A 26,164-nucleotide genomic window follows, 5' to 3' on the forward strand; every position below is an offset into this window, starting at 1 on the left:
AGGCCGAGGAAGTGAACCCGGGCAGGATCCCGCCGGACGACGGGCGCCCGGGTTTCGCGTTGCCCAGCGCAATTGTTGGCGCCTGGTGACAACACCGACGTCGATCACCGCGTCGACGAGGGGTGCCACGCGCTTGCGCCACTCACCTCCGGCGCCGTGGCACCAAGCGATCGCGTCGGGTACCCACAACGCCGGGTCACCGTGTGAGTTCAGGTGCTCGTAGAAGATCGAGTCATCCGCACCCAACGATCGTTGCGTGCTCGCACGGGAGGCAAGCGATTGCTCGCCCGATCGAGCGAACGCGCTGACCACCGTCGATCGAGGGGCTTCGCGCTGTTCGGCGGCCGGTCGGGCCGGGGTCAGATCCGGTAGGCGATGCGGGGGTAGTCGACGACCAGGCCCGTTCGGTCCACGGTGATGTCCTGTTCGAACTCGCCGTGGGTGAAGGAGACGACCGCGCGGTCCTCGCCGACCGAGACCGTGCGGTAGCGCTGGCGGACCAGTTGGACCGACAGGTCGGGCAGGGTCACGTAGACGACCGGGATCTCGTGGTCGCCTTCCTCCTGCTGCAGGTTGAGGCGGCGGATCGGGATGGCGTTGAACAGGACCGCGAACTGCACGTCCACGTCCACCGCGCCGTCGAAGTCCGCCCGCTCCGCGCCCTGACCGGAGTCGACCAGCCAGATGCCCTCGGGTGACCGGCTGACCGAGATCTGCCGCTCCTCCGACACCGTCGCGGTCCGCAGCAGCAGCCGCTTCACCGCGCCGGTCTCGCCGACCGACACCTCGAACGAGCCGCTGAACTGCTCGGCCGGACCGGCGGTCACCAGTCGGCCCGAGGCGCGGAGCTTGCGCTCCGAGAGCAGGAACCGCACCTGCTCCAGCCTGGGCACGTCGTAGCCCTGCCAGGTCACCATCTGCGCGGCGGCGGAACGGGTGCTCTCCCCGGACGGGGTCGCCCGCTCAGCCGTGTTGAACGAGTTCACTCTCCACCCGGAAGGATGTCCTTGGCCTTCTCGGCCACCGTTTTGACCTGCTCTTCGTGGCCGAACCTGCCTGCGACGAACTCGGCGGCCTGGTCGATGCCCGCATCGACCTTCTCGTGGTTCTGCTCGAGCAGCTCGGACGCCTTGTTCTTGATCTCGTCGAAGTTCATCGTGCTCCTTCGCACTCCTGACGCAGGCTACCCGAATCGACCGCGCGGCCCCAGCGGCAAACGGTACCTCCGGGCTCCGCCGACCGCCGCCGCGCACCGAAACGGCCCCCCGGGAGTCCCGGGGGGCCGTTCCGACGGATCAAGATCAGGCAGTGCGCTTGCGACGCAGGAACAGCAGCGCCCCGGCGCCCGCGCCCAGCAGGCCGATGCCGATCAGCAGCGGCACGAAGATGGACGCGCCGGTGTTGGCCAGGTCGTCGTCACTGCCGCCGCCGGCCGGGACCGTGGTGCTGGTGACCGGCGCCTCGGCCGTGGTGGTGGTCGTCGGCGCGGTGGTCGTGGTGGCCTCGGTCGTCGTGGTCACGACGGTGCCCTCGACCCACTTCGCCTTCGCCTTCGCCTTGACCGGGAAGACCTCGGACTTGGCGATGATCAGCGACTGCGTCTTCAGGTTGCGGTCGCTGGACACGAACAGCCGGCCGCTGCGCAGCTTGGCGCTGGCCGTGACGGTGAACTCGACCTCGCCGGGCTCGACGCCCGCGTCGACCTTCACCCACACCTCGGCGACGTTCGACGTGGCCGCCGCGGCGGCGCGGGCGTTCGGGTCGGCGACGGGCAGCGCGTTGCCGTTCGCGTCGACGACCGTGACACCGTCGGGCAGCTCGGCGGTCAGGACCGCCTCGGTGGCCGTGGTGGAGACGGTGAACGGGCCGATCTTCTCGCCCGCCTTGCCGGTCAGCTCGCCCGGCTCGATGGACAGGGTCGGCTTGGGCTCGGCCAGGTCCTCGGCCTTGGTGGTGAGGTACTCGTAGACCTTGAAGACGAGGTCGTCGACCGTGCCGCCGTGGACGTCCTCCTCCTCGGTGGTGGAGTCGTTCTCACGCAGGTCCACGCCGTCGCTGAAGTGCCACACGGCAGCCTGGGTCGCGGCGATCAGGATGCTGCGCTTGTTCTCGGGGTCCAGGCCGTACAGCTCGTAGGCGTCCTTCACCTCGATCGCCGGGTAGCTGTTCTGCAGCACCCAGTTGACCTTGGCGGCGTTCTCCTTGAACTTGGTGTCCGGGTTGGGGTGCTCGCCCCACGGCACCTCGACCAGCGGCTGGCCGTCCTGCAGCGGGGTCGGCAGCTCGACGCAGTACGCCTTGGCGGTCTGCGAGTCGTCGCCTTCCTGGAGGCGGAGGCCGATGAGGCTGGCGTTGAACGCCTGCACGCCCTCCTTGTCCTCGTCGTTGTCCAGGACCTTGCCGTCGCGCTCCAGGTAGATGCCCATGCCGGGCTCGTTCGCGCCGTCGTAGGGCTCGACCTTCGGCTTGTCGGCGGCCGCGGGAAGGGCCGACATCAACACGAGGCCGGCGCCGAGGATCGCAGCGCCGAGGCGCTTCACAGTCGACCGGGATGCCATTTGTCTCCTTGAGGCTCGCGAGGGTAGCCCGTTGGTGTGGTTCAAGGCGGCGGTCCGTGTCGTCCGGGGAGCTACTCGGCAGAGCGCTCCGACACCGAAACGACAGGAATCAGCCGAACAGTAGCCGATTGCGAGCACGTGATCGATGACGGGTGACACCGCCGGCAGGACCACCCGCCAGCAGCGAATACCGAGGTCATCCGTCCACAGTGGATGATCAAGCGCATTCGACGGCGCGTCGACAGTGGACGTCGGACGCCTGTTTCGACGGCCCGCGAAACGGGCGCGGATTACCGAAGTGCCGACGTTCTCGCAGCTCAGCCGGTCCACAGTGGATTGCACGTAATACCCGCCGACCCGCTTTCGACGCCACACCGTTGCCAAACGGTGATCTAGGCGACCAGGGCGGACGGCGCGACCGGGCGGATGTCCCCGACCCGCAGCGACGTGCCGGGCAGGCACAGGTCGCGCGCGGTCGGCGGCTGACCGGTCAGCATCCACTTCACCAGCGACGCCAGCTGGTAGGAGATCAACGGCGGCACGGCGTCGCCCACGTGCCGGTAGGCGTTGCCGATCACCGACACGTCGAACCGGAACCGGCGCGGGAAGCCCTGGAGCAGCGCCATCTCCCGCACCGTGCACAACCGGTGCTGCTCCGGGTGCGAGTAGCGCCCGTTGCCGACGTGCCCGCACTCCCGCTTGATCGTGCGCGCCGGCTCGTCCCACCACAGCCGGCCGTACACGTCCGGGTGGGAACCCCACTTGCCCTCTTCGATGATCTTGCGCTGGGCCGGGTTCAGCAGCTGCTCCGAGGGCGAGCCGACCAGGTCGCCCCACGACCCGCCGTCGGCCGGGATGGCCCGCATCCGGTCCAGCGACCGGTCGCGGCGGAACGACGGCGACACGTGCATCTCGTCCTCGGGGTGCGACTCGCCCGCCTCCACCGGCGGCAGCTTGCCGATCGCCCGCCGCACGGTCACCGCGCCGGGCCGCACCTCCCAGCCCTGCCACAGGTCTTCGAGGGTGCGCAGCGGCACGCCGGCGTCCACCGCCACCACCATCGCCCGCTCGCGCAGCTGCGGCAGCCCGAAGCGCGACAGCATGTGCGTGCTCGCGTCCACTTCGTACCCGAGTTCCAGCAGCAGCTCGGCCAGCCCGTCCAGGTGGTGCCGCTGCCTGCCCTTCACCAGCTCGCGGGCGTTCTCCAGCACCAGCACCCGCGGCCGGAACTCGTCCACGTACGCCGCGACCCGGCCGACCAGCGAGTTGCGCGGGTCGTCACGCAGGTGGTTGGCCGGCGCGATGCGGGTGAAGCCCGAGCACGGCGGGCAGGCCACGAGCACGTCCAGCTCGCCCCGGCGGAGGTTCCACACCTGCCGCAGCACGGCCGGGTCGAGCCGGCCCAGGTCGACCTGGAGCGGGTCGACGCCGATGTTGTCCCGGTAGATCCCGTTGCAGCGCAACGAGCCCAGCCGGGACGACGGCTTGCCGATCTGCGCGTCGGCCGCCCCGACGATGGTGAAGTCCCGGTGCGCTTGGAAGCCGAGGCTCATGCCACCGGCGCCGGAGAACAGGTCGACGACTTTGAAGGTGGGTCCGCGCACCGCGTGATCGTACGGTGGGCGCACCACCCACAGGCGAGTGATCCCACCGGTACCGATCACCGTGATCGCGTACGTTGCGCGCCATGGAGCTCCCACCTGCGTGGCAACGGCCGGATCCGTTGCGTGGACTGGAGGACATGCCCTGGTCGGTGCTCGCCCACGGGGCGGGCGTGGACGACCTGCTCCGACGCGTGGTGCACGACGAGGGCGCCACGCGTGAGGCCGCGTGCCGCGCGCTCGTCGACCGGCTGCTCGTCGACGACACGGTGTCGGAGGCGAGCGTGTGGGCCGTGCCCTTCCTGGTGGAGATGGGCGCGAGCTACCGGGTGCCCGCGGACAGCCGCGATCGGGTGATCTTCCTGCTGGCCGCGATGGCGTTGGCGAGCGCCGGTTTCACCGACGAGGGCAAGCGGACCCGCCGGCGCTGGAACGCGCTGGGGCGCGAGCTGCCGCGCCGGCCGCCGGACTGGATCACGCAGACCCGGTACGAGGTGGCCAAGGGCGCGCCGAAGGTGTTCGAGGCGCTGGCGGGCGCGGAGGTGGCCTGCTCGATGGCGCTGGCCATCGCGGTGCCCGAGACCGTGCCGAGGCACGTGGTGGCGGTGGCTGAGGACCTGGCCTCCGCCGACCGCTCGCCGCGGCTGCTCGCCCTGGCGGCCCGGGTCGCGCTGCACCTCGTGAGCGACGCGCCGATCACGCCGGCGCTGCTGCGCGCCACCGCGCAGTGCAACCCGGAGCTGCTGCGCGCCTACCGGGACAAGGCGTACCCGCACCACCAGCCGCCGTACGTGACCATGCAGCTGATGGGGTACCGGTACGCCTTCCTCGCCGCCTACGGCGACGGCGAGGAGGGCGTGACGATCAGGCCGTGACGGCGGTCGGCTCCACGACCGCGGCGGCGGCCTCGTCGTCGGCGACCGGCACGGCCGGTTCCAGCGGGCCGAGCGCGGTGCCCCACTCCTGGTCGGCCAGGGCGAACGCGGCCACGGTCAGCGCCACCACCGGGCGGGCCGGCGGCAGCTCGGCGGCGTAGAAGTCGAGCTCCAGCCGCGCGCCGAGCGGGGACGGGCGCAGGCGCAGCACGCCGTGCGGCGCCTCCTCGGGGTGCGCGAACCGGCACGACCACTCGGTGAACACGATCGAGCGTTCCACGACCTCGGTCGGGTGGACCGCGCGGACGTTCGCGCCGACCGAGCCGTGCCGGTAGTCGTCCGCGGCGGAGACCAGCAGCTCCTCGAACTCGATGGACGAGACGCCGAGGTCGTGCCCGGCCACCAGCGCGACCTGCACGAGCGCCAGCGGCAGCTGCGGCAGGGCGTCCTCGAAGCACACCATCGCGCCGCCGTAGCGGGTGTTGATCTCGGTGGGCAGGAAGCCGTCGGCGGTGGCGATGCCGTCGAGGGTGAACGTGCCGCGGTAGTCGACCGACTCGCGCAGCCGCTCGCCGACCCGGCGGGCCAGGTTGCGCATCTCCTCGCGGATCCGCGCGGGCGGGTCGTAGTAGGACGCGCAGCCCGCGTAGAGGAACCGGGCCTGGCCCGCGCGGCGCGGCACGACCATCTCGATCGGCCGCAGCACGGCGGTGCCGTCCGGGAACACGATCCCGTGCACGCTCACCGGGATGCCCTCCAGGAACGGCATCACCCGGACGAACTCGCACTTGGCCGCGAGCACGTCGTAGGCGTCCTGCGCCTCCTGCCGGTCGCGGACGCGGCGGACGAAGTTCGCGCCGCCGTTGATCGCCGGGCCGTCGCCGGACCACACGACGCCCGCGCCGCGGTCCAGGCGCTGGGTCGCCGCCCACAGGCCGTCGAAGTCGAGGCCGAGGACGACGGCGGGCGCGCGCGGCGCGGACAGCTCGTCCCACAGGCCGTCGATCGTCGTCTTGTTCTCCAGCTCCACCCATTCGGGGCGGCGGGCGTTGAGCACGGGACGGCCCGCGAACCGCGGCGTGTGCACGTACGGCGTGCTGATCACCAGCGCCTCGCCGCGCGGGTCGAAGTCCTCCAGCACCGCGCGGACCTCGCGGTCGGGCGAGGTGAGCAGCTTGGTGAGCCGGTTCTGCTCGACCGCGACGAAGCCGCCCGCGATGCCGAGCGGCACCCAGCGGGCCACTTCCGAGTCGTGCAGCGGCGCGTGGTCGTCCGTCGACAGCACGAGCGTATGGCGGGCGCCGAGCTGGTGGAGCTCGGCGACGCGACTACTCAACCGGGTGCCGCCCGCGAGCACGACCAACCGGTCGCCGAACAGGGTGCCGAGGCGCGCTTGAAGCGCGGAAAGGACGTCATCCATCGCCGAGAACTCGCTTTATGAGAAGCAGACGAGACAGCCGGCGAGCGCCGGTGCCACGCACTGTAGAGGCAGGCGGCGGGATCGGCCCAGCACGGTCCGGCAACGAGCGATGAAACTTGCCGATGGGATCAGGGGCGGGTGCGCGAGATCATCGAGCGGCGTGGCGAAGTACCTGGTCAACCCGGTTCAGGAAGGCGCGCGGTCCCCGGGCCTTGGGGAACGGGAGCAGCAGGCCCAGCAGCGTGTCGTCCACCGACGGAGGCGCGGCGGCCACGATCGCGGCGGCGGTCTCCAGGAACCGCTGGCGCTTGGCCTCGTGCACGGCGTGCTCGGCGAGAACGCCCTCGATGCTCGTGTGCGTGGCGGGATGCGGGTAACTCACTTGGGTTGTATCGGCCCCACCGGTCCCTACCTTTAGGGTGAATTTGCACCGAGTTCAAGAACGCGAACCGCGCCGTGGACGTGCTGGGATGTCGCCATGCGCGTAGTCGTCACCGGGTCCACCGGGTACATCGGACGGGTGGTCTCGGCGGAGTTGTCCGCCGCCGGCCACACACCTATCCCCTTTTCGGGTGATGTCCGGGTCGGGTCGCTCGACGGGCCGGTGGACGCGGTCGTGCACCTGGCGGGACTCGGGCGGGTGCGCGAGTCGTTCGGCGACCCGGTGCGGTTCTACGACGTGAACGTGGGCGGCACGGTCAACCTGCTGCGCTCGCCGCCGCCGCGGTTCGTGCTGGCGTCCACGGCCGGCGTGTACGGGTCGGCCGGTGTCGCGACGATCGACGAGTCCTGTCCGCGTGCGCCGGGCAGTCCCTACGCGGCTTCCAAGGCCGCCGCCGAGGACGTGCTGGCGTGGGCCGCCGAGGCCGGCCGGGTGAGCGGGGTGGCGCTGCGGCTGTTCAACGTCGCCGGCGGCGGGGACGTGGACGACACGCGCGTGATCACGAAGGCGTGCGGGGTGGCGGCCGGGCGGCTGCCGTCGATGGAGGTGTTCGGCGACGGGTCGGCGGTGCGGGACTTCGTGCACGTGCGCGACGTGGCGCGGGCGTTCGTGGCGGCGGTGGAGCGCGACGGTGACGGTTACGTGGCGCTGAACGTGGGCGCGACGCCGGCGAGCGTGGCCGACGTGCTGGCCTCGGTGGCCCGGGTGACGGGTCGGGAGGTGCCGGTCGTGCGGCGGCCCGCGCACCCCGGCGAGGCGCCCGTGCTGCGCGCCGACACGACCGCTCTGCGCGCGTCGGGCTGGGCGCCGGCCTGCTCGGACCTCGACACCCTGGTCCGCGACCAGTGGGCGGCCGAGACCGGGACCTGAGCGCCCCGCCCGCCGGTGTGGTGCCTCGTCAGGGCGCGCCGTGCCCTGACGCACCGACCGGCCTGCCCTCGCGGGACGGGCGGGCACTTCGTCGCCGAGACCCGGCCGGGCCGTCCGATCAGCTCCGCGAGGGTCCCCGCCAAGGGGAACCCTTGCCGCGATTCTACCGGTGGGGTCCGACAGTTCCGGGGGTCGAGCGGCGGCGGGGCAGCGGGACGCGGTCCAGGTCGGCGGCCACGACGAGGTCGCCGGCGAACACCTCGGCGGCCTCGTCGCGGAACAGCCGGGGGTCGGTGTAGCGCTGCGAGAAGTGGGTGAGGACGAGCTTGCGCACACCGCACTCGGCCGCGACCCGGGCCGCCTGACGGGCCGTGAGGTGGCCGTACTCGACCGCCAGCGCCTCGTCCACGTGCAGGAACGTCGACTCGATGACCAGCATGTCGGCCCCGTCGGCCAGCTCGAACACGCCGTCGCACAGCCGGGTGTCCATGACGAAGGCGAACCGCTGGCCCCGGCGCGGCACGCTGACTTCGTCCAGCAGCGGCGGTCGGAGGTCGCGGACGGCGCGGCCCCGGATGCCGTGGGCGGCCAGCCGTTCGGGGATCATCGTGCGGCCGTCCGGCTCGACCAGGCGGTAGCCGTAGGCGGGCAGCGTGTGGTCGAGCCGCCGCGCCTCCAGCAGGCCGAACGGCCCCTCGGCGAGCACGCCCGGCCCGGTGACCGGCTGCGCGCGGACGTCCGCCACGTCGTGGAACGAGCTGGCGTGCCGCAGCCGGTCGAAGTACTCCGCGCCCTCGGCGGGGAAGTGCGCGTGCACGGTGTGCGGCACCCGGTCGAGCGACATGCGCTGCACCACGCCCGGCACGCCGAGGCAGTGGTCGCCGTGGAAGTGGGTGATGAAGAGCCTGGTGACGTCGGTGACCGCGACGCCCGCGCGCGCCATCTGCCGCTGCGTGCCGTCGCCCGGGTCGAACAGGAAGCCCTCGGCGTCCCAGCGCAGCAGGTAGCCGTTGTGGTTGCGGCCGCGGGTCGGCACCTGGCTCGCGGTGCCGAGCACGACCAGCTCTCGTGGTGACACGTGGCAGAGTCTGCGGCATGGAGAGCTTGCAGGCGGTGTCGTCGTGGCCGGTGGACACCGCGGCGACGGCCGTGGTCGACGCGCGGGGTGAGGTGCTCGGCACGCACGGGCCGCTCGACCACCGGTTCCCGCTGGCCTCGGTGACCAAGCTGCTGACGTCGTACGCGGTGCTGGTGGCGGTGGAGGAGGGCGCGGTCGAGTGGGACCAGCCGGCCGGGCCCGAGGGGTCGACGGTGAAGCACCTGATCGCGCACACGTCCGGGTTGGCGTTCGACTCGGCCGACGTCCAGGCCGCGCCGGGCGCCAGGCGGATCTACTCCAACACGGGTTTCCAGGTGCTCGCGGACTGCGTCGCGGAGGCGACCGGCATCCCGTTCGCGCGGTACCTGGCGGAGGCGGTGTTCGAGCCGCTGGGCATGGCGTCGTCGGCGTTGGAGGGCTCGGCGGGCGCGGGCGCGGTGTCGACGGTGGCCGACCTGGTCCGGTTCGCCGCGGAGGTGCAGGCGCCGAAGCTGGTGTCGGCCGAGCAGGTCGCGGAGGCGACGGCGGTGGTGTTCCCGGGGCTGCGCGGGGTGCTGCCCGGGTTCGGGTCGCAGCAGCACAACGACTGGGGGCTCGGGTTCGAGATCCGGGCGGACAAGTCGCCGCACTGGACCGGCACGGCCAGCTCGCCGCGGACGTTCGGGCACTTCGGGCAGAGCGGCACGTTCCTGTGGGTCGACCCGGACGCCGGGGTCGCGTGCGTGGCGTTGACCGACCGCAAGTTCGGCGAGTGGGCCGCGACGGCGTGGCCCGCGTTCACCGACGGGGTGCTGGCGGAGTTGGGACGCATCCGGAGCTGACGTCAGCCACCGCAAGCGGATGCTCGATCGACGCAAGTAATTGACAGATTCATGAAAAGACTCGCCAAGCTCTTGTGAGGCGCGCCACAGCGTGCCTAAGGTCGCCTCCCCCGGCCTTGAGAGAAACGAGTCCTCGATGTTGCGGATATCCGCCAGGTTCGGCGTGGTCGTCGCGGTGGCGGCGGCGGGGCTCGCAGTGCCCGCCGCCGACGCCGCGCCCGCGCCCGTCGTCACCCGGGCCGCGCTGGACCCCGCGCTCGTCGCGGGCCGGGGCGCGGACGTGGCGTTCGTCGAGCAGGAAGCGGAGAACGCCACCACGACCGGCACGGTCATCGGGCCCGACCGGACGGCGTACACGCTGCCGTCCGAGGCGTCCGGCCGCAAGGCGGTCCGGCTCGAGCCCGGCCGGCACGTCGAGTTCACCCTGCCGAAGGCCGCCAACGCGATCACCGTCCGCTACAGCATCCCGGACGCCGCGAACGGCGGCGGCATCACCGCGCCGCTGGACGTGACGGTGAACGGCGGACACCGCAAGACGATGACGCTCACCTCGCAGTACGCGTGGCTCTACAACCAGTACCCCTTCACCAACGACCCGAACGCCGGCCTGCTGCACCCGGACTGGTGGATCACCGAGTGCGCCTGCGTGCCGTCCCAGACCACGCCCGCGCCGGTCATCCGCACACCGTTCCGCCCCAGCCACTTCTACGACGAGCAGCGCCTCAAGCTCGGCCGCACCTACCGCGCCGGCGACCGCGTCCGCCTCACCGCCCCCGCCGGCACCAACGCCGCGTGGACCGTGATCGACCTGCTGGACTCCGAGCTGGTCGCGCCGCCGCACGTCAACCCGGTCGCGGCGAACGTGCTGCTGTTCGGCGCGGACCCGACCGGCCGGCGCGACTCGGCCGACGCCTTCGACCGCGCCATCGCCTTCGCCAGGCGCCACCGGCTCCCGGTGCACATCCCGCCGGGCACGTTCCAGGTCAACCGGCACATCGTCGTGGACGACGTGACCATCGAGGGCGCCGGCAACTGGCACACCGTCATCAAGGGCCGTGAAGTCGCCCTCCCGACGCCCGCGCCGGACGGCTCCGTCCACACCGGAGTCGGCTTCTACGGCAAGCCCGCCGCCGAGGGCGGCAGCCGCAACGTCCACCTGCGCGGGTTCGCCATCGAGGGCGACGTGCGCGAGCGCGTCGACACCGACCAGGTCAACGGGATCGGCGGGGCCCTCAGCGACTCCACCATCCGCGGCCTGCACCTGCGCCACACCAAGGTGGGCCTGTGGTTCGACGGTCCGATGTCGAACGTCTCGGTCACCGACAACATCGTGGTCGACCAGGTCGCGGACGCGCTGAACTTCCACACCGGCGTCACGGACTCCGTGGTGCGCAACAACTTCATCCGCAACACCGGTGACGACGGCCTGGCCATGTGGTCGGAGCACCAGCAGGACGCGCGCAACCGCTTCGAGCGCAACACCGTGCAGTCACCCGTGCTGGCCAACGGCATCGCGCTGTACGGCGGCACGGACAACGCCCTGGTGGGCAACCTGGTCGCCGACCCGGTGCGCGAGGGCAGCGGCATCCAGCTCGGGTCGCGGTTCGGCGCGCAGCCGTTCACCGGGCAGGTCCTGATCACCGACAACACCACCGTCCGGGCCGGCACGCACGAGCTGAACTGGAACATCGGGCTCGGCGCGATCTGGTTCTACGCGTTGGAGCGGGACATCGACGCGGACGTGCGCGTGGTGGGCAACCACTTCCTGGACAACACCTACAACGCGATCATGCTGGTGAGCGAGTGGTCGGTGAAGGACCTCCACTCGATCACCAACGTGCACTTCGAAGACGTCCGCGTCGACGGCACGGGCACCTCGGTGCTGAGCGCCCGGGCGGCCGGTTCGGCGACGTTCGAGAACGTGGACGCGCGCAACGTCGGCGCGGTGCCGGTGAACAACTGCGGCTCGTTCAACTTCCCGGCCACCGGCTCGGAGTTCGCGCTGACCGACGGCGGTGGCAACGACGGCTGGCTCGCGCCGTGGCTGCTGCCGAACACGATCACGTGCGACGACCGTCCCCAGGTCGTCCCGCCGCCCGCGCCGTCGCAGTGGTGACGGCCTGGAGAGCGACGACGGCGTGGCCGCGCACCCGGCCACGCCGCACGTCCTCGATCGCGGCGGCGGCTTCCGCCAACGGGTACGTGCGGTCCAGCACGGGCGTCACCGCGCCGGCTTCGATCAGCTCGCGCAGCAGCACCAGGTCGTCGAGGCGGTCCTTGTGCACCAGCGGTCGCGCCTTGATCCCGAGGAACGGGGCCGCGAGCGGCACCCGCAGCCACCGGTCGACGCCCATGAACCACCGCCCGCCCGTGCCACCGACGAGCGCGACCGTCCCACCCGGCTTCACCAGCCGTTTGAGGGTGCGCAGCGACGGGTTGCCGTAGAGGTCGACCACCACGTCGAAGCCGGTCGCGGTCACCTGCCCGGCCGCGTAGTCGAGCACGTGGTCCGCGCCGATCCCCGCGACCAGGTCCGCTTTCGCCGCGCTGCACACCCCGGTCACCTCGGCGCCGTAGTGCTTGGCGAGCTGCACCGCGTACACCCCGACGCACCCCGAAGCGCCCAGCACCAGCACCTTCTGCCCGGCGCGCACCCGTCCGGCGTCCCGGACCGCCTGCAACGCGGTGAACCCGGCGATCGGCACGGCCGCGGCCTGCTCCGGTGTGAGGTTCGCGGGCTTGGCCGTCACCTGGCCCTCCGGCACGGCGGCGTACTCGCAGAACGCGCCGGAGCACCAGCCGAAGACCTCGTCGCCCACCGCGGTGGTGGACACGCCGGCGCCGACCGCCTCGACCGTGCCCGCCAGCTCCAGGCCGGGCACCCGGTTGCGCGGCCGCCGCAGCCCGACCACCGGCCGGGCCGCGTAGGGCAGGCCGCGCAGGAGGTGCCAGTCGGAGCCGGAGACCGCGGCGGCGTGGACGCGCACCAGCACCTCGCCGTCCCGCACCGAGGGCTTGTCGATGTCGTCGAGCCGCAGCACTTCCTCGGGGACGCCGTACGCGTCCTGCGTGATCGCTCTCATGAGTCGTCCTCCGGGTACTGGAACACGTCGCCGAGCGGGACCGCGAAGACCCGGGCGATCTGGAAGGCCATCTCCAGCGAGGGCGAGTAGCGGCCCTGCTCGATGGCGATGACGGTCTGGCGCGTGACGTCGAGGCGGCGGGCCAGCTCGGCCTGCGTCATCTCGCCGTGCGCGAAGCGCAGCGCGCGGATCGAGTTGGTGATCCTGGTCGGCTTGCCCACTCAGAACCCCCGGCGGTACGCGACGAGCTTGACCGCGGCCCCGAACACGGCCCACGCGGTGAAGACGGCGTAGATCGCGTTGGCGATCCAGAAGTGCGGCGCCTCGGCCAGCGCCAGCACGAGCGGCAGCACCATGCCGACGCCGAGCACGACGACGGCCACGTGCTCGCCGAACCGGTCGATGTCCCGGTCCCGGGCGTCGGCCTTGTGGCTCTCGCTGGGCTTGGCGATCTCCAGCGCGATCCGGCCGACCACGGCCAGCCCCACCGCGATCCCGATGGCCCACAACATGGGCGACAGGTACGGCACCTCGGCCACCGGTCCGTCACCGGCACTTCTCAGGACGACCACGACGTACCCGAGGTAGGTCAGCGCGCTGACCACCAGGTACACCCAGGTCCCCTTCTCCTCGTACGACATCGCACACCCTCCCGGTGTAAAAGAAACTTGACATCGTCAGTGTCAGCTCCGCTTGACTCGATGTCAAGCATCTTTGACATGGGCGGGGGTTCACCACCCTTCGACGAACCCGTCCGGGATGAACATCCCGGTGGTCACGCCGACCGAGGAAAGCTCACGGCAGGTGGGGCGCGGAGCCGGCGCGCGGGTCGGGCACGGCGTCGGCGCGCAGGCGGGCGGCGTCGCGACCGGGCGGTTCGCCGAACAGGCGGCGGTACTCGCGGTTGAACTGCGACGGGCTGTCGTAGCCGACGAGGTGGCCGACGCCGGCGACGTCACCGGGCCGCGCGGCGAGCAGCGACCGCGCCTCCTGGAGCCGGATGCGCTTCTGGAACTGCACCGGGCTCATCGCCGTGATCGCGCGGAAGTGCCGGTGGAAGGCCGACGGGCTCATCCCCGCCAGCCTCGCGAGGTCGGCGACGCGCACCGGTTCGGCGTAGTTGTCGCGGAGCCACCGGATCGCGCGGTTGACGTGCGACAAGCCGCTGTCCGCCAAGCCGATCTGCCGGAGCACACCGCCGGCCGGACCGGTCAGCACGCGCCAGAGGATCTCCCGCTCGACGAGCGGCGCGAGCACGGGCACGTCCGCCGGGTGGTCGAGCAGGCGCAGCAACCGGGCCACGGCGTCGAGCAGGTCGACGTCGGCCACGCCCGTCGCCATCGCGGGCGGCCCGGCGCCGACGCGGGCGCGCGGCGTCTCGAGCACGAGCGGGGCGATGGCGGACGGGCGCAGCACCAGCCCGACGCCCAACGACGGCGCGTCGAGGTAGTGGCCGGTGACCGGCAGGTCGGCCGTGACGAGCAGGTAGTGGCCGGCGCGGTACTCGTGCACCTGGTCGCCCAGCAGGAGGCGCTTGCCGCCCTGCGCCATCACCACCAGCAGCGGCTCGGTGAGCGAGTAGTCCGGCGCGGCGGAGTCGACGCGGGACAGCAGCAGGCCGTCGATGCGCGTCCGCAGGTCGGGGCGTGCGTGGGTGGTGATCAAGCGGCGGATCTCGGTGAGCAGGTCGGCGGTGGCGCGCACCGGCCAACCGAAGCACCCCGGTCGGTCGTCGGCAAGCCCGACCTGGGTGAAGTCGGCAGGATCGTGCAAGAGGACGAGCGGATCGGCCTACCTCGCCGGACCAGCGCGCGATGGGATTGGGAAGTCCCGGAAACACTCTCCCCGAGGAGCGCGACATGCCACTGGACCACTACGTCACCCTGGGCCGTTCCGGACTGCGCGTCAGCCCCTTCGCGCTCGGCGCGATGACGTTCGGCGAGGACCCCGGAGGCGCCGGGTGCGACGTCGAGGAGTCGGAACGCATCCTCGGCGCCTACCTCGACCACGGCGGCAACTTCGTCGACACCGCCAACTTCTACACCAACGGGCACTCGGAGAAGATCCTCGGCGACTACTTCGCGACCCGGCCCGGACGCCGCGACCGGGTGGTGCTGGCGTCGAAGTTCTTCGCCAACATGTTCCCCGGCGACCCGAACGGCGGCGGCGCCGGCCGCGGGTCGATCGTGCACCAGCTGCACGACACCCTGCGGCGTCTGCGGACCGACTACCTGGACGTCTACTGGCTGCACAACTGGGACCGCAACACCCCGGTCGAGGAGACCATGCGGACGTTGGACGACCTGGTGCGCGCGGGCAAGGTCCGTTACGTCGGGTTCTCCAACACGCCTGCCTGGGTGACGGCCCAGGCGCAGACCACGGCGCTGCTGCGCGGCTGGACCCCGTTGATCGCCTTGCAGGTCGAGTACTCGCTGCTGGCCCGCACCGCGGAAGCCGAACTCGCACCGCTCGCGCTCGACCAGGGCCTGGCGCTGGTGCCGTGGAGCCCGCTGAAGAACGGCTTCCTGTCCGGCAAGTACCGCCGGGGTGCGGCGGTCGACTCGGCGCGTGCGGCGTTCGTCGGCGGTCCGAGCGAGGACGAGTACGAGGTCATCGACTCGGTGCGGGCGGTCGCGGACTCGCTCGGCACGTCCAGCGCGGCGGTCGCGCTGGCGTGGCTGCGGGCACGCCCGGGCACCGTCGTCCCGATCCTCGGCGCCCGACGCCTCGCGCACCTGGAGGACAACCTGGCGGGTCTGGACGTCACCCTCGACCCGACCCACCTGCGCGCACTGGACGAGGTCTCCGCACCGACCCTGCCCTACCCCGCCGCCCTCAACGGCCCGGTCCGCGCGATGCTCCAGTTCGCCGGCACCACAGTCGACGGCGAACCGTCCACCACCTACCCGCCACTGGCGCAGAGCGACACCCGGTACTGACCGGACCGGTTTCCGCCTAACGCGACACGAGTGCGTGGCGATGACCTTCGCGGAACGGTTGCATCGTCGTGGGGGGAACATGCGGACGGACGCACAGCGGGGCGCGTGGTTGATGCTCGCCGTCGGAGACGACCGGCCGCGGCGCAGCAACGACGGCTACGACGACTCGCCGGCGGCCCACTACAGCTGGGACAGCTCGGTCCCGAACCACCAGCTGCCGCAGGCGGGTGACGTGATCGTGCTGTGGGACAAGAAGGTCCTGCTGGGTGCCTCGGTGATCGAGGAGGTCGTCGTCGGCGAGGAGGAGAAGGCCCTCCACCGCTGTCCGCACTGCGGCAAGGCCGGTATCAAGCTGCGCAAGTCCGAGACCCCCGCCTACCGGTGCTCCAAGTGCACCGGCACCTTCGAGGAGTCGGAGGTGGTGACCACCAGGAAAGTCGTCACCACCTACCGGTCGCACCACGACATCGCCTGGGTGGATCTCACCGGCGAGCTGACCGGTGACCGGTTGCGGGGGTTGTGCACGCTGCCGAAGTCGCAGCTCAGCATCCGTCAACTCGACTACCCGAGGTTCCAGGAGGCGGTTCGGGCCGCGCCCGGCCGACCGTCCCTGTCACCGGTCGAGGCCGCCTTGGCGACCACGCTGGAAGGCGGCCACACCACGGCGGTCGTGCGGGTCCGGCGAGGGCAGGGAGCCTTCCGCCGCCTGCTCCTGGAGAGGTACGACGACACGTGCGCGTTCACCGGCCGCACCCCGCACTCCGCGCTCGAGGCGGCTCACCTGACCAGCTTCGCCGCCGACGGTCAGCACCACGACCAGGGCGGACTCCTGCTCCGCCGCGACGTGCACCGCCTCTTCGACCTCGGCCACCTCGCCGTGCACCCGCAGGACCACACCATCGACGTCTCCGAAACCATCCGCGACTACCCCGAGTACCACCGCCTCCAAGGCAAGGAGCTGCACGTGGAACTCACCGAACGCCAACAAGCCTGGATCGCGAAGCACTGGACCATGCACCGCACCTGAACCACCGATACCGCTCGCCGACCGTGCCGTCGGCGATCACCCGGTCTTTGCTCCAACCAAGCCATTCCCGGCGTTCGCGGCTTTGCGTCAAGCCGGACGGCAGCGGGAGCTTTCGGCGCGGTTCGATCAGTGTGATGAATGGCACGTGCATCGAGGTGGTCGAAAGGTGAGGTGCGATCACAAAACACGCAGAGGCCCCCGAAAATTATCGGGAGGCCTCTGCGGTGGTGCACTCGGCAGGATTCGAACCTGCAACCGGTCGGGGAGGATCAACGGCTCACGACTGTGGTCGGCCGGACCCTGAGAAACGGGGTCGTGCCCCCTGGGGTCTTCCCTCAGCAGAGGTTGACGAGCACGCCGCGGTCCGCCGGGACCCAGACCGACTTGGTGCCGAATCGCGAACTCACGTACCAGCTGGTCGACTGGACGTTCCAGTACTGGACGTCACCGGGGAACGCGTAGCCCGTGCCGCCTCCGTTGTGGGGATGCACCCAGTACTTGACCTCTACACCGCAGTTGTTGCGGATGGCGAGTTGGCCGTCTGCCGCCACCGCGCTGGTGGCGGACACGATCGCCATTCCGATGGCCAGAGGGATGACGGCCAGACCGGCGAGGAGAGACCTGCGGGAGGGCTTGGGCATGAGCAGCCTTTCAGTTCGATGCTTCGAGCTTTAACTGCATGGCCGGAAGGTATCCGTATTCGGGTCGGCGCTCTGTGGTCTGTTCGCACCACGGTCACGGTCGTCGAGCTCGACCAAGCCGTCCTGGATCGCGCGCCACCAGGATGGCTTGGTCGGCCGTCACCCGGCCGCGCCCGATTGGCGCTCCACGGCCGTCTGAGCGCCCGTTCAGCGGCCCTCTGCCCTCGGCGGATGGTGCGGGACCCCGCGCGGGCGGACTGGTGAATCGCTGTTGGAGTGGGTTGCGGACGCACGATGAGGAGCAGGACGAAGAGCACATCGCTGCTGACCTCTGGTGTGAGAACGGTTGGGTGTTCACCCAACCGACCGGAAAGCCGCTCGACCCACGTGCGGACCACGACGAGCGGGAATCGCTGTTGGAAGCCGCAAGCGTGCCGCTCCGGGCGATTGCCGACGTGACGGGCCGGTCACCAGGTTCGGCGGCGCAGATGCGGGCCGCTACATGCCATGTGCCGGACGCGATCAGGGAGGGCACCGCGCGCCAGGTGGGTGGGCTGCTGTGGACCGAAGCCGACGACACGTCGGACCTGCCCGGGGAACACCGGGCCGCGATCCGACAGCTCTCCGAGGTGTTGCCGCCGCGCTGGCGTGAGCGCCCGGCCGAAGTCTTCCGGGGCGATGGGGGCGGTTCGTCGACGGGAGTGTCGGTGCCCACCCGAAGGGGTGAATGAGACCCGATGTGAAACCCAGAGGGCCGGTACCAAACGGTACCGGCCCTCTGAGCTGGTGCGCTCGGCAGGATTCGAACCTGCAACCTTCTGATCCGTAGTCAGATGCTCTATCCGTTGAGCTACGAGCGCATCGTTCTTCAGTTGTCACCCGGCCGAAGCCGGGTGTTGCGGAGGCTCCGGGATTTGAACCCGGGATGGGCGGTAAACCCAAACCGCATTAGCAGTGCGGCGCCATAGACCAGACTAGGCGAAGCCTCCCGGAGCCCTCGGCTACGACGCATAGATTACACATGCCCCCACCGCTCTAGCAAAACGCCCCCCTCCTTAACCCGTCTTCCCTGGTCAGAGGGGGCGGAGGGGGGCGTTGGAGGGGCCTCAGGCGGGGGTGACGTGAGGTAGGTCTCGTGCCAGGTCGAGGAATGGGTCCAGGGCGGCCGGGTTGCGCAGGGCGTCCAGGCTGACGGCGCGCTCGGGCGGGGTGCCGGCCAGGATCCTCTTCACCGGGACCTCGCACTTCTTGCCGTTGAGGGTCCTCGGGATCTCGGCCACGGCGACGAAGCGGTTGGGGACGTGGCGTGGTGACAGGTTGGTGCGCAGCTCCGAGCGGAGGCGGGGTTCCAGGTCGGTCAGGGTCGTGCCGGGGTCCAGGACGAGGAAGCACAGGAGTTCGCCGTCGGTCCGGCCGGCGCCCGAGGTGTCGATCACGAGGGAGTCCGCGACGCCCGGCATCCCTTCGACGACGCGGTAGAACTCGCTGGTGCCCATGCGGACGCCGCCGCGGTTCAGGGTGGAGTCGCTCCGGCCGTAGATGACCGCCGAGCCGCGCGGGGTGATCCTGATCCAGTCGCCGTGCCGCCAGACGCCCTCGAAGGTGTCGAAGTAGGCCTCGTGCAGCTTCGTGCCGTCCTCGTCGCCCCAGAAGCACACCGGCATCGAGGGCATCGGCTTGGTGATCACCAGCTCGCCCACCTCGTCGACGACGGCGACGCCCGCCTCCGAGAAGGACTCCACGGCCGCCCCCAGCGCGCGGCACGAGAGTTCGCCCAGCCACACCGGCAGGTCGGGGGCGGCGGCGACGAACGCGGTGCACAGGTCGGTGCCGCCGGAGACCGAGGCGATCTGCACGTCCGGACCGACGGCCGACGCGATCCAGCGGAAGCCCTCGGGGGTCAGGGGCGCCCCGGTGGACCCGACGACGCGCAGGCCCGTCAGGTCGTAGCGCTCCGCCGGGTGGACGCCTTCCTTCAGGCACGTCTGGATGTACGGCGCCGACGTGCCGAAGTAGGTGACGCGGTGCTGCTCGGCCAGGTGCCAGAGGACGTCGAGGTCGGGGTGCGCGGGGCTGCCGTCGAACAGCACGATCGTCGACCCGACCAGCAGGCCGGAGACGAGGAAGTTCCACATCATCCAGCCGGTGGTGGTGAACCAGAAGAACCGGTCGCCCCGGCCGAGGTCGCTGTGCAGCGCCAGCATCTTCAGGTGCTCGACCACGATCCCGCCGTGGCCCTGGACGATGCCCTTCGGCAGCCCCGTGGTGCCGGACGAGTAGAGCACCCACAGCGGGTGGTCGAACGGCACCGGCTCGAACTCCAGGGGCGCGTCGGCGTGCTCGGCCAGCAGGGAGTCCCAGGTCACGGCGCCGGGCAGCGGGGTGCCGCCGACGTAGTCGACCATCACGGTGGCGCGCAGCGACGGGATCTCCGCCCTGAGCCGCTCCACCGCGGGCCGCACGTCGAACGCCCGCCCGCCGTACCGGTACCCGTCGACGGCGACGAGCACGGTCGGCGTGATCTGGGCGAACCGGTCGGCGACGGCCCGCGCGCCGAAGTCCGGCGAGCACGACGACCAGGTGGCGCCGAGCGAGGCCGCCGCCAGGAACGCGATCAGCGCCTCCGGCGAGTTCGGCACGAGCGCCACCACGCGGTCACCGGGTCGCACGCCCAGCGAGGCGAAACCGGCCCGCACGGCGGCGACCCGGCGGCGCAGCTCGCCGTAGGTGAGTTGGGACGACAGCCCGTCCTCGCGGTGGAACACGACCGCCAGGTCGCCGTCCGGGCCCCTCAGGGCGTGCTCCGCGTAGTTGAGCGTCGCGCCGGGGAACCAGACCGCCCCGGGCATCACGGGGGCCTCCAGCACGCGCGTGGGCGGGCTGTGGAACACCACCTCGAAGAACTCCGCGATCGCGCCCCAGAACCCCTCCAGGTCGGAGGTGGACCACTCCCACAGCGACTCGTGGTCGGGGAGGTCGAGGCCCTTCGTCGAGGTGAGCCAGGAGCGGAACGCGACCATCCTGGTGTCCCCGACCCGGTCGGGGTCGGGACGCCACAGGACTTCCGCCTCGCCGGCGGCGGCGCCGGCACGCATCTCGGTCATACCTGAAGTTCCTAGCCGATCCGGCGGCCCGGAACCACAGCGGGCGTCCACACACCGGGTCAGTTGCGGCCGGCGCTCGCCAACAGGCCCTCGATCGCGGAGATCAGCCTCGGCCCGTCCGTCGGCGCGACGACCAGCCACCCGTCGTCGCGCCGCACGAGGTAGCGGCCCTCGGCGGTGTCCAGCCACGACACGACCGCGCCGGTCGGGTGCAGGTAGCCGGCCCGGTTGCGGGCGATCACGCCGACCTGGCCGCCGCCGCTGCGCGTGGTCACGGCGCGCATCAGGGTGTTGGCCTCCGGCTCGCGCAGGCCGACGGCGCGCAGCGAGTCGAGGAACCCCTCGCTGCCGTCGCGCTCGCCCGCCCGGCCCGCGGCCAGGTAGTCGTCCCAGCGCACGTTCACCGACCGGCCGCTGCCGGGCGGCGCGGGCGGCAGGGTGTTGACCGTGGTGGCGGGCAGCGCGGTCGGCCGGAACCCGGCCACCTGCACCTGGTTGCCGAGCCTGCCCGCGAACGCGCCGTGCCACGCGGCGGTGGCCAGGCCGCGCGCCTGGGCGCCGCGCAGGGTGAAGAACACCTCCAGGCCGATCTCGAACTCGGCCAGGCCGCGCAGCAGCCCGTACAGCTCCTCGTCCGGCCGCCGCACGGTGCCGTAGCCGCGGGCCGCCAGGTCGCGGGACGCGGTCTCGATCAGCGCGTCCCGTTCCCGCTGGGTGTGCCCGAAGTGCCTGGCGCCCAGCGGGACCGGGTGGGCGTCGCGGTGGACCGCCTGCCAGAGCAGGAAGAACTCCACTTCGCTGAGCCGGAAGACGCGTTCGGTCACAGGCCGATCACCGGTGGTGCGGCCTTGCGGTCGACGCCGAAGACGTTGTCGTCGTCCTCCAGGTACCCGGGCCGGTTGCGGTCCTTCTCACCGCCGCCGGCGACGGGCGGCGGCGCGGCCATCGGCGCGGCGCCGATCATGCCGGACTGCGGCGTCACCGACTTGGGCGCCTGGAACTGGCTGGTCACGCTGCCGGGGTTGGCGGAGCCGCGCTCGGCGCCGAGCGAGCCCGTCGCGCCGCCGGGACCGGCCACCGGTCCGCCGCCGCCCCCACCGCCGCCCATGCCGACCGGCGTGGGCAGGGCGCCGCGACCGCCGTAGCCGCCGCGCCCGCCCGCGAAGCCGCCGCGCCCGAACTGGGCGGACGTGCCGCCGGGGCGCTGGTTCGCCGGGCCGGCCGGGTTGTTCACCACGGCCTGGCCACCGCCGGTCCCGGCGGCGCCGCTGCCACCACCGTCGGTGGCGGGCGGGTTCGGCGTGATGACCACGGGCGGCGGAGCCGGCGGCGCGACCGGGTTGGTCGGCGGGCTGAACGACGGCACCGTGCGGTCGACCTCGTAGGAGTTCTGCTGGAACATCGCCATGACCTCGGCGGCCTGGCGGTGCGTCGCGTCCGCGGCGACGACCGAGTCGATCGCGGGCGCGGCGATGGTGTCGATGCCGGTGAACGCGCCGGGCGCGCGCACGACCGGGGTCGGGCCCGCGGCCAGGCCGTCGTGCGACGCGAGGGTGGGCGACCGGTAGCCACCGTCCTCCGCCAACCGGTTGCCGGCCAGCGGCGAACGCGGCGTGGCGACCGGGGTCTGGGTGGCGACCGGGGTGTGGGTGGCGACGGGGGTCTGGCCGGCGATCGGGGTCGCCGGCGCGCCGGTGACCGGGGCGACGACCGGGGGCGCGGGCGCGGGCGGCGGCATCATCTCGCGCGCCGTCTGCACGTGGTCGATCTCGGTGGCGATGCACTTGGCCACGTTGTCGGCGTGCTCGCTGGTGTTCAGCGCCCACTTCTCGACCGACTCCAGCGCCTCGCGGGCGCGTTCGGCCGACTCGCCCGTCCAGGCCTGGCTGGACTGGCTGATCGCCTTGGCCAGCAGCTCCTGCACCTCGCCGAGCGCCTTGCCGACGGTCGCCCAGTCGGCCTGCGCGCTGCCGGCGGCCTTGAGGTCGACCCCGGTGTTGATCATCTCCCACAGCTGCTGGTGGGTGTAGGTCATCCAGTCGACCTTCTGGCCGAGGTCGGAGGGCTTGTCCTTGCCCTGGCCCCAGCCCTGGCCGCCGCCTTGACCGCCACCCTGGTGGTTGCCGCCGTGCTTGTTGTCGCCGTGCTTGTTGTCGCCCATCAGCCCTTGGCCTCCCCCGCGGATCCGAAGGCGTCCGCCGCTTCGTCGTCGGCCCGTTCCAGGTTCCGCGCCGCGTCGCGGATGGTCTCCTCGACCTCGAACAGCACCTGCATGAAGTCGCCGATCACGTTGACCGCCGACTCCTCGTTCCCGACGGCCACCTCGCGCAGCCGCCTGCTGATCGCGTCGCTCACCCAGTTGTTGCCGAACTGGAGCTCGACGTCGAGGTTGTTCACCGCGCGGCCGTGCACGGTGTCGACCAGGTTGCGCGCCTGCGAGACCAGCTTGAGCAGGTCGTTGACGCCCTGCTTGTCCAGGTCGAGCTGGACGGACTCCTTGTCCACCGCGTCCAGCGCGGTGGTGGCCTTGTCCAGGTCGGTCTGCGCGGCCTTCGCGAAGCTGTCCGCCACCGCGGGCTTGGCCGCGTCGGGATCGGCCGCGGCCGCGGCGGGCAGGGTCACGGTGGCGTCGGTCGCCGGCGCGGGAGCCGGTGCGGCGGCGGGCGTGGCAGCCGCCGGATCCGGCGCGGCGGCCGGCGCCGCGGACACCGGTGGCGCGGCCGACGTGGGATCGGGTGGCACGGGAACCGGTGGCACGTCGACCACCGGCGCGTCCGCCACGACCGCCGGCGGGGCCGTCGCGGACGGCGTGAAACCAGGCGGGATCTGCACCGTCTGTGCAGCCGCCGGTGGGACCGTGTTCCCGTCGCTCATCACTACCCCCTGCACTGCGATTCGCCGCAGACCGACCGCGCGTTAGCCGGCGACGACCGAAATCAGGCGTTCCGGACGCCTCCCTTAGATGTACCGGGAAGCCCGTTCGGTTCCAAGCCGCCGACCAGAGGCTTAGCGAAGATGTGAGTCGAACCAGTTCAACGCGCGCTGCCACGCCTCCGCGCTCACCTGCGGCGCGGTGTCGAACCGGTGGCTGGTGCGGGAGAACCGGACCACGTCGGTCGCCACCGGCGCCGCCGCCGCCGCGTCGCGCAGCTTCTCCACGTCGCTGTACGGGATCTCGGAGTCGTCGTCCCCGTACAGGCCCAGCCAGGGGCAGGTCAGCTCCTCCGCGACCTCCACCAGCGAGGGCAGCCCCTCGGCCAGCGGTTCCAGGATCCCACCGCCGCCGACGGTCACCGCGGCGCCGACGGTTCGGCTTCCCGCAACCACCATCGCGACCGATCCGCCCAGGTCGAAGCCCATGACGCCCATCCGGTCCTGGCTGATGCCCCGCTGGGCCAACCAGACGAACGCGACGTCGGTGTCGGCCAGCACGGCGTCCCCGGACAACCCGCTCACCATCGCCGGCGCCTCGTCGCCGGACACCTCGTCGTACAGGTGCGGCGCGACCGCCAACCACCCCTCGGCGGCCAGTCCGCTCACCAACCCGCGGACGGTGTCGGTCACGCCACGCGCCTCGTGCAGCACGACCAAGCCGCCGCGGACGGCGTTCTCCGGCTCGGCGACGGTCAGCCGCAGCTCGCGGCCGTCGGTGAGGGAGAGCGTCTCGGTGCGGGTAGATGTCATGTCCCAACCCTTCCACGTGGGGGTGAACGGCAGTCAACGTGAGCATCCGAACGGCGGGTATGCCCCATCCGGGTCTTTCACCGGATAACGTCCAGCTCAGAACCCCGAAGGGAGTCCTTGGATGACCGTGCGAACCCGCGCCGACCTCGTCGCGTTGCCCGGATACGTGCCCGGTAAGACGATCCCCGGCGCGATCAAGCTGGCCAGCAACGAGGTGTCGGCCGGACCGCTGCCCAGCGTGGTGCGGGCGATCGCGGACGCGGCCACCGCCGTGAACCGCTACCCCGACACCGCCGCCACCGAGCTCGTGGCGCGCCTGGCGGACAAGCTCGGCGTGCCCGCGGAGCAGGTGGCCGTGGGCTGCGGCTCGGTGACGTTGTGCCAGCAGCTGGTGCAGGCGACGTGCACCGAGGCCGACGAGGCGCTGTTCCCGTGGCGCTCGTTCGAGGCTTACCCGATCATCACCGCGGTCGTCGGCGCGCGGCAGAAGCGGGTGCCGCTGACGCCGGGGCACGGGCTGGACCTGGACGCGATGGCCGACGCGATCACCCCGGCCACCCGGCTGGTGTTCGTGTGCAACCCGAACAACCCCACCGGGACGGCGTTGCGGGCGGCGGACATCGAGCGGTTCATCGAGCGGGTGCCGTCGGACGTGCTCGTGGTGATCGACGAGGCGTACAAGGAGTTCGTGGACGACCCGGACGTGCCCGACGGCGTGGAGCTGGCCAAGGCGCAGTGGGCCGCGGGCCGGGACAACGTGGCCGTGCTGCGCACGTTCTCCAAGGCCTACGGGCTGGCCGGCCTGCGCGTCGGGTACGCGGTGGCGTCGCCCGCGGTGGCCGAGACGCTGCGCAAGGTCTACGTGCCGTTCAGCGTGAACGCCCTGGCGCAGGTCGCCGCGCTGGCGTCGCTGGACGCCGAGGCCGAGCTGATGGCGCGGTGCCGGGCGATCGTGGCCGAGCGGGCGCGGGTGCGCGACGGGCTGCTGGCCGCCGGCTTCGAGGTGCCCGGGTCGCAGGCGAACTTCGTGTGGCTGCCGCTCGGCGAGCGGACCGCGGCGTTCAACGAGCACTGCCTGGTGCACAAGGTGGTCGTGCGGGCGTTCGCCGGCGACGGTGCGCGCGTCACGATCGGCGAACCCGGGGAGAACGACGCGTTCCTGGCCGCGGCGCGCTCTTTCAGCGGGTGAGGATCTGGGTGATGGCCACGACTCCCACCACCACGATCACCGCGCGCAGCGCGGCGGGTGGGAGTCGGCGGCCGACCTTCGCGCCGAGCTGACCGCCGACGACCGAGCCGATCGCCAGCAGCAGCACGGCGAGCCACGCCACGTCGGCGATGAAGATGAACAGCACGCCGGCGACCAGGTTCACGAACGCGGTCAGCACGTTCTTCAGCGCGTTCACCCGCTGGATGTGCTCGTTCATCAGCACGCCCATCAGGCCCATCACCAGCACGCCCTGCGCCGCGCCGAAGTAGCCGCCGTAGATGCCCGCGAGGAACACGCCGACCCACAGCGCCACGCCGCCGTGCTCGTGCCGCTCCCGTTCGGCGAGCTTGCGGTTGAGCCACGGCTGGGCGACCACCAGCACCAGCGCGATGGCGATCAGCACCGGCACGATCGCGGAGAACGCGTCCTCGGGCAGCACCACGAGCAGGATCGCGCCGACCACCGCGCCCAGCACCGAGGCGGGCAGCAGCCGCTTCACCCGGCCCGCCTGCCCGGACAGCTCGCGCCGGTAGCCCCACGCGCCGCTGAGCGAGCCGGGCACCAGGCCGAGGCTGTTGGACACGTTCGCCACCACCGGCGGGTAGCCGACGGCCATCAGCACCGGGAACGTCACCAGGGTGCCGGAACCCACCACCGTGTTGATCCCGCCGGCGAACACACCGGCCAGGACGACGACGATCGCCTCCAGCGCCGTCACGGCCACTCTCCCCTGGTTCTCGCGGTTGGTCAGCGACGCTAACACCGCGTTCGGCGGGGCGCGGTGTGGCGA

General features: G+C 71.8%; 26 protein-coding genes and 2 tRNA genes. 8 read left to right on the forward strand and 20 right to left on the reverse strand.

Annotated elements, in window-relative coordinates; genetic code table 11:
* Positions 1-359: 359 nt before the first annotated feature.
* The 4 genes from EDD40_RS22310 to EDD40_RS22325 all read right to left on the reverse strand — a co-directional run bounded on the left by EDD40_RS22310 (position 360) and on the right by EDD40_RS22325 (position 4,162).
* On the reverse strand, positions 360-986 hold the full coding sequence (locus EDD40_RS22310; protein WP_123744661.1) for a putative glycolipid-binding domain-containing protein: 627 nt from the start codon (positions 984-986) through the stop codon (positions 360-362).
* Positions 983-1,156, reverse strand: a complete 174-nt coding sequence (locus EDD40_RS22315) for an antitoxin (protein ID WP_123744662.1) — start codon at positions 1,154-1,156, stop codon at positions 983-985. The genes EDD40_RS22310 and EDD40_RS22315 overlap by 4 nt, the downstream gene beginning before the upstream one ends.
* 145 nt (positions 1,157-1,301) lie before the next feature.
* On the reverse strand, positions 1,302-2,495 hold the full coding sequence (locus EDD40_RS22320) for a thioester domain-containing protein (protein ID WP_148088881.1): 1,194 nt from the start codon (positions 2,493-2,495) through the stop codon (positions 1,302-1,304).
* Positions 2,496-2,950: 455 nt separating this feature from the next.
* Positions 2,951-4,162 carry a DNA cytosine methyltransferase gene (locus EDD40_RS22325; protein ID WP_123748202.1) on the reverse strand — a complete coding sequence of 404 codons (1,212 nt, stop codon included), beginning with the start codon at positions 4,160-4,162 and terminating at the stop codon, positions 2,951-2,953.
* 83 nt (positions 4,163-4,245) lie between these two features.
* Between EDD40_RS22325 and EDD40_RS22330 the strand changes: the two genes are divergently transcribed.
* A complete protein-coding gene (locus EDD40_RS22330; RefSeq protein ID WP_123744664.1) occupies positions 4,246-5,034 on the forward strand; it encodes a hypothetical protein in 789 nt (262 codons plus the stop codon).
* Here the strand turns inward: EDD40_RS22330 and EDD40_RS22335 are convergent.
* Together EDD40_RS22335 and EDD40_RS22340 are read right to left on the reverse strand one after the other, a co-directional pair.
* Entirely contained in the window at positions 5,024-6,454 is a 1,431-nt protein-coding gene (locus EDD40_RS22335; RefSeq protein ID WP_123744665.1) for an ATP-grasp domain-containing protein, read from the reverse strand. The two genes, EDD40_RS22330 and EDD40_RS22335, sit on opposite strands and share 11 nt — an antisense overlap.
* A gap of 148 nt (positions 6,455-6,602) precedes the next feature.
* Positions 6,603-6,836 (reverse strand): hypothetical protein, encoded by a 234-nt coding sequence (locus EDD40_RS22340; protein ID WP_123744666.1) that lies wholly within the window; start codon positions 6,834-6,836, stop codon positions 6,603-6,605.
* Between the two features lie 96 nt (positions 6,837-6,932).
* On the opposite strand from EDD40_RS22340, the gene EDD40_RS22345 reads away from it, so the two are divergent.
* Positions 6,933-7,766, forward strand: coding sequence for an NAD-dependent epimerase/dehydratase family protein (locus EDD40_RS22345; RefSeq protein WP_123744667.1), 834 nt, complete (start codon positions 6,933-6,935; stop codon positions 7,764-7,766).
* Positions 7,767-7,929: 163 nt separating this feature from the next.
* Here the strand turns inward: EDD40_RS22345 and EDD40_RS22350 are convergent, their stop codons facing one another.
* A complete protein-coding gene (locus EDD40_RS22350; protein ID WP_123744668.1) occupies positions 7,930-8,844 on the reverse strand; it encodes a ribonuclease Z in 915 nt (304 codons plus the stop codon).
* Between the two features lie 17 nt (positions 8,845-8,861).
* Between EDD40_RS22350 and EDD40_RS22355 the strand changes: the two genes are divergently transcribed.
* Together EDD40_RS22355 and EDD40_RS22360 are read left to right on the forward strand one after the other, a co-directional pair.
* The gene (locus tag EDD40_RS22355; RefSeq protein ID WP_123744669.1) at positions 8,862-9,686 is read left to right on the forward strand and encodes a serine hydrolase domain-containing protein; all 825 of its coding nucleotides are present in this window, start codon (positions 8,862-8,864) and stop codon (positions 9,684-9,686) included.
* A gap of 136 nt (positions 9,687-9,822) precedes the next feature.
* Complete coding sequence (locus EDD40_RS22360) at positions 9,823-11,802, forward strand: glycosyl hydrolase family 28-related protein (protein ID WP_123744670.1); 1,980 nt, start codon at positions 9,823-9,825, stop codon at positions 11,800-11,802.
* On the opposite strand, the gene EDD40_RS22365 is transcribed toward EDD40_RS22360, so the two are convergent.
* The 4 genes from EDD40_RS22365 to EDD40_RS22380 all read right to left on the reverse strand — a co-directional run bounded on the left by EDD40_RS22365 (position 11,747) and on the right by EDD40_RS22380 (position 14,455).
* Positions 11,747-12,769: an NAD(P)-dependent alcohol dehydrogenase gene (locus EDD40_RS22365; RefSeq protein WP_123744671.1), complete on the reverse strand. Its 1,023-nt coding sequence runs from the start codon at positions 12,767-12,769 to the stop codon at positions 11,747-11,749. The two genes, EDD40_RS22360 and EDD40_RS22365, sit on opposite strands and share 56 nt — an antisense overlap.
* Positions 12,766-12,990 (reverse strand): helix-turn-helix transcriptional regulator, encoded by a 225-nt coding sequence (locus EDD40_RS22370; protein WP_123744672.1) that lies wholly within the window; start codon positions 12,988-12,990, stop codon positions 12,766-12,768. Before EDD40_RS22370 ends, EDD40_RS22365 begins: the two co-directional genes overlap by 4 nt.
* Positions 12,991-13,410 carry a hypothetical protein gene (locus EDD40_RS22375; protein ID WP_123744673.1) on the reverse strand — a complete coding sequence of 140 codons (420 nt, stop codon included), beginning with the start codon at positions 13,408-13,410 and terminating at the stop codon, positions 12,991-12,993. It abuts the gene before it with no gap.
* 154 nt (positions 13,411-13,564) lie between these two features.
* Complete coding sequence (locus EDD40_RS22380; protein WP_123748203.1) at positions 13,565-14,455, reverse strand: AraC family transcriptional regulator N-terminal domain-containing protein; 891 nt, start codon at positions 14,453-14,455, stop codon at positions 13,565-13,567.
* Between the two features lie 173 nt (positions 14,456-14,628).
* Here EDD40_RS22380 and EDD40_RS22385 point away from each other — a divergent pair, with 173 nt between their 5' ends.
* Together EDD40_RS22385 and EDD40_RS22390 are read left to right on the forward strand one after the other, a co-directional pair.
* Positions 14,629-15,708, forward strand: coding sequence for an aldo/keto reductase (locus EDD40_RS22385; RefSeq protein ID WP_123744674.1), 1,080 nt, complete (start codon positions 14,629-14,631; stop codon positions 15,706-15,708).
* Between the two features lie 79 nt (positions 15,709-15,787).
* Entirely contained in the window at positions 15,788-16,735 is a 948-nt protein-coding gene (locus EDD40_RS22390) for an HNH endonuclease (RefSeq protein WP_170185165.1), read from the forward strand.
* Between the two features lie 335 nt (positions 16,736-17,070).
* Here EDD40_RS22390 and EDD40_RS22395 read toward each other — a convergent pair whose 3' ends face one another.
* The gene (locus tag EDD40_RS22395; protein WP_148088882.1) at positions 17,071-17,304 is read right to left on the reverse strand and encodes a hypothetical protein; all 234 of its coding nucleotides are present in this window, start codon (positions 17,302-17,304) and stop codon (positions 17,071-17,073) included.
* Between the two features lie 353 nt (positions 17,305-17,657).
* On the opposite strand from EDD40_RS22395, the gene EDD40_RS22400 reads away from it, so the two are divergent.
* Entirely contained in the window at positions 17,658-18,107 is a 450-nt protein-coding gene (locus EDD40_RS22400) for a hypothetical protein (protein ID WP_123744677.1), read from the forward strand.
* Positions 18,108-18,160: 53 nt separating this feature from the next.
* On the opposite strand, the gene EDD40_RS22405 is transcribed toward EDD40_RS22400, so the two are convergent.
* The 7 genes from EDD40_RS22405 to EDD40_RS22435 all read right to left on the reverse strand — a co-directional run bounded on the left by EDD40_RS22405 (position 18,161) and on the right by EDD40_RS22435 (position 24,164).
* Positions 18,161-18,236, reverse strand: a tRNA-Arg gene (locus EDD40_RS22405).
* Positions 18,237-18,275: 39 nt separating this feature from the next.
* Positions 18,276-18,365, reverse strand: a tRNA-Ser gene (locus EDD40_RS22410).
* A 117-nt stretch (positions 18,366-18,482) separates the two neighbouring features.
* The gene (locus EDD40_RS22415) at positions 18,483-20,480 is read right to left on the reverse strand and encodes an acetoacetate--CoA ligase (protein ID WP_123744678.1); all 1,998 of its coding nucleotides are present in this window, start codon (positions 20,478-20,480) and stop codon (positions 18,483-18,485) included.
* A gap of 59 nt (positions 20,481-20,539) precedes the next feature.
* Complete coding sequence (locus EDD40_RS22420) at positions 20,540-21,304, reverse strand: ESX secretion-associated protein EspG (protein ID WP_123744679.1); 765 nt, start codon at positions 21,302-21,304, stop codon at positions 20,540-20,542.
* Positions 21,301-22,641: a PPE domain-containing protein gene (locus EDD40_RS22425; protein WP_123744680.1), complete on the reverse strand. Its 1,341-nt coding sequence runs from the start codon at positions 22,639-22,641 to the stop codon at positions 21,301-21,303. Before EDD40_RS22425 ends, EDD40_RS22420 begins: the two co-directional genes overlap by 4 nt.
* Positions 22,641-23,354, reverse strand: a complete 714-nt coding sequence (locus EDD40_RS42700; RefSeq protein ID WP_211348226.1) for a hypothetical protein — start codon at positions 23,352-23,354, stop codon at positions 22,641-22,643. The genes EDD40_RS22425 and EDD40_RS42700 overlap by 1 nt, the downstream gene beginning before the upstream one ends.
* 132 nt (positions 23,355-23,486) lie before the next feature.
* The gene (locus tag EDD40_RS22435; protein ID WP_123744681.1) at positions 23,487-24,164 is read right to left on the reverse strand and encodes a dienelactone hydrolase family protein; all 678 of its coding nucleotides are present in this window, start codon (positions 24,162-24,164) and stop codon (positions 23,487-23,489) included.
* Positions 24,165-24,285: 121 nt separating this feature from the next.
* Here EDD40_RS22435 and hisC point away from each other — a divergent pair, with 121 nt between their 5' ends.
* Positions 24,286-25,353: a histidinol-phosphate transaminase gene (gene hisC / locus EDD40_RS22440; RefSeq protein WP_123744682.1), complete on the forward strand. Its 1,068-nt coding sequence runs from the start codon at positions 24,286-24,288 to the stop codon at positions 25,351-25,353.
* Here the strand turns inward: hisC and EDD40_RS22445 are convergent.
* Positions 25,343-26,092, reverse strand: a complete 750-nt coding sequence (locus EDD40_RS22445) for a sulfite exporter TauE/SafE family protein (protein WP_123748204.1) — start codon at positions 26,090-26,092, stop codon at positions 25,343-25,345. The two genes, hisC and EDD40_RS22445, sit on opposite strands and share 11 nt — an antisense overlap.
* Between the last annotated feature and the right edge of the window lie 72 nt (positions 26,093-26,164).

It is taken from the genome of Saccharothrix texasensis (genome assembly GCF_003752005.1).
GTDB classification, from domain to species: Bacteria; Actinomycetota; Actinomycetes; order Mycobacteriales; family Pseudonocardiaceae; genus Actinosynnema; species Actinosynnema texasense.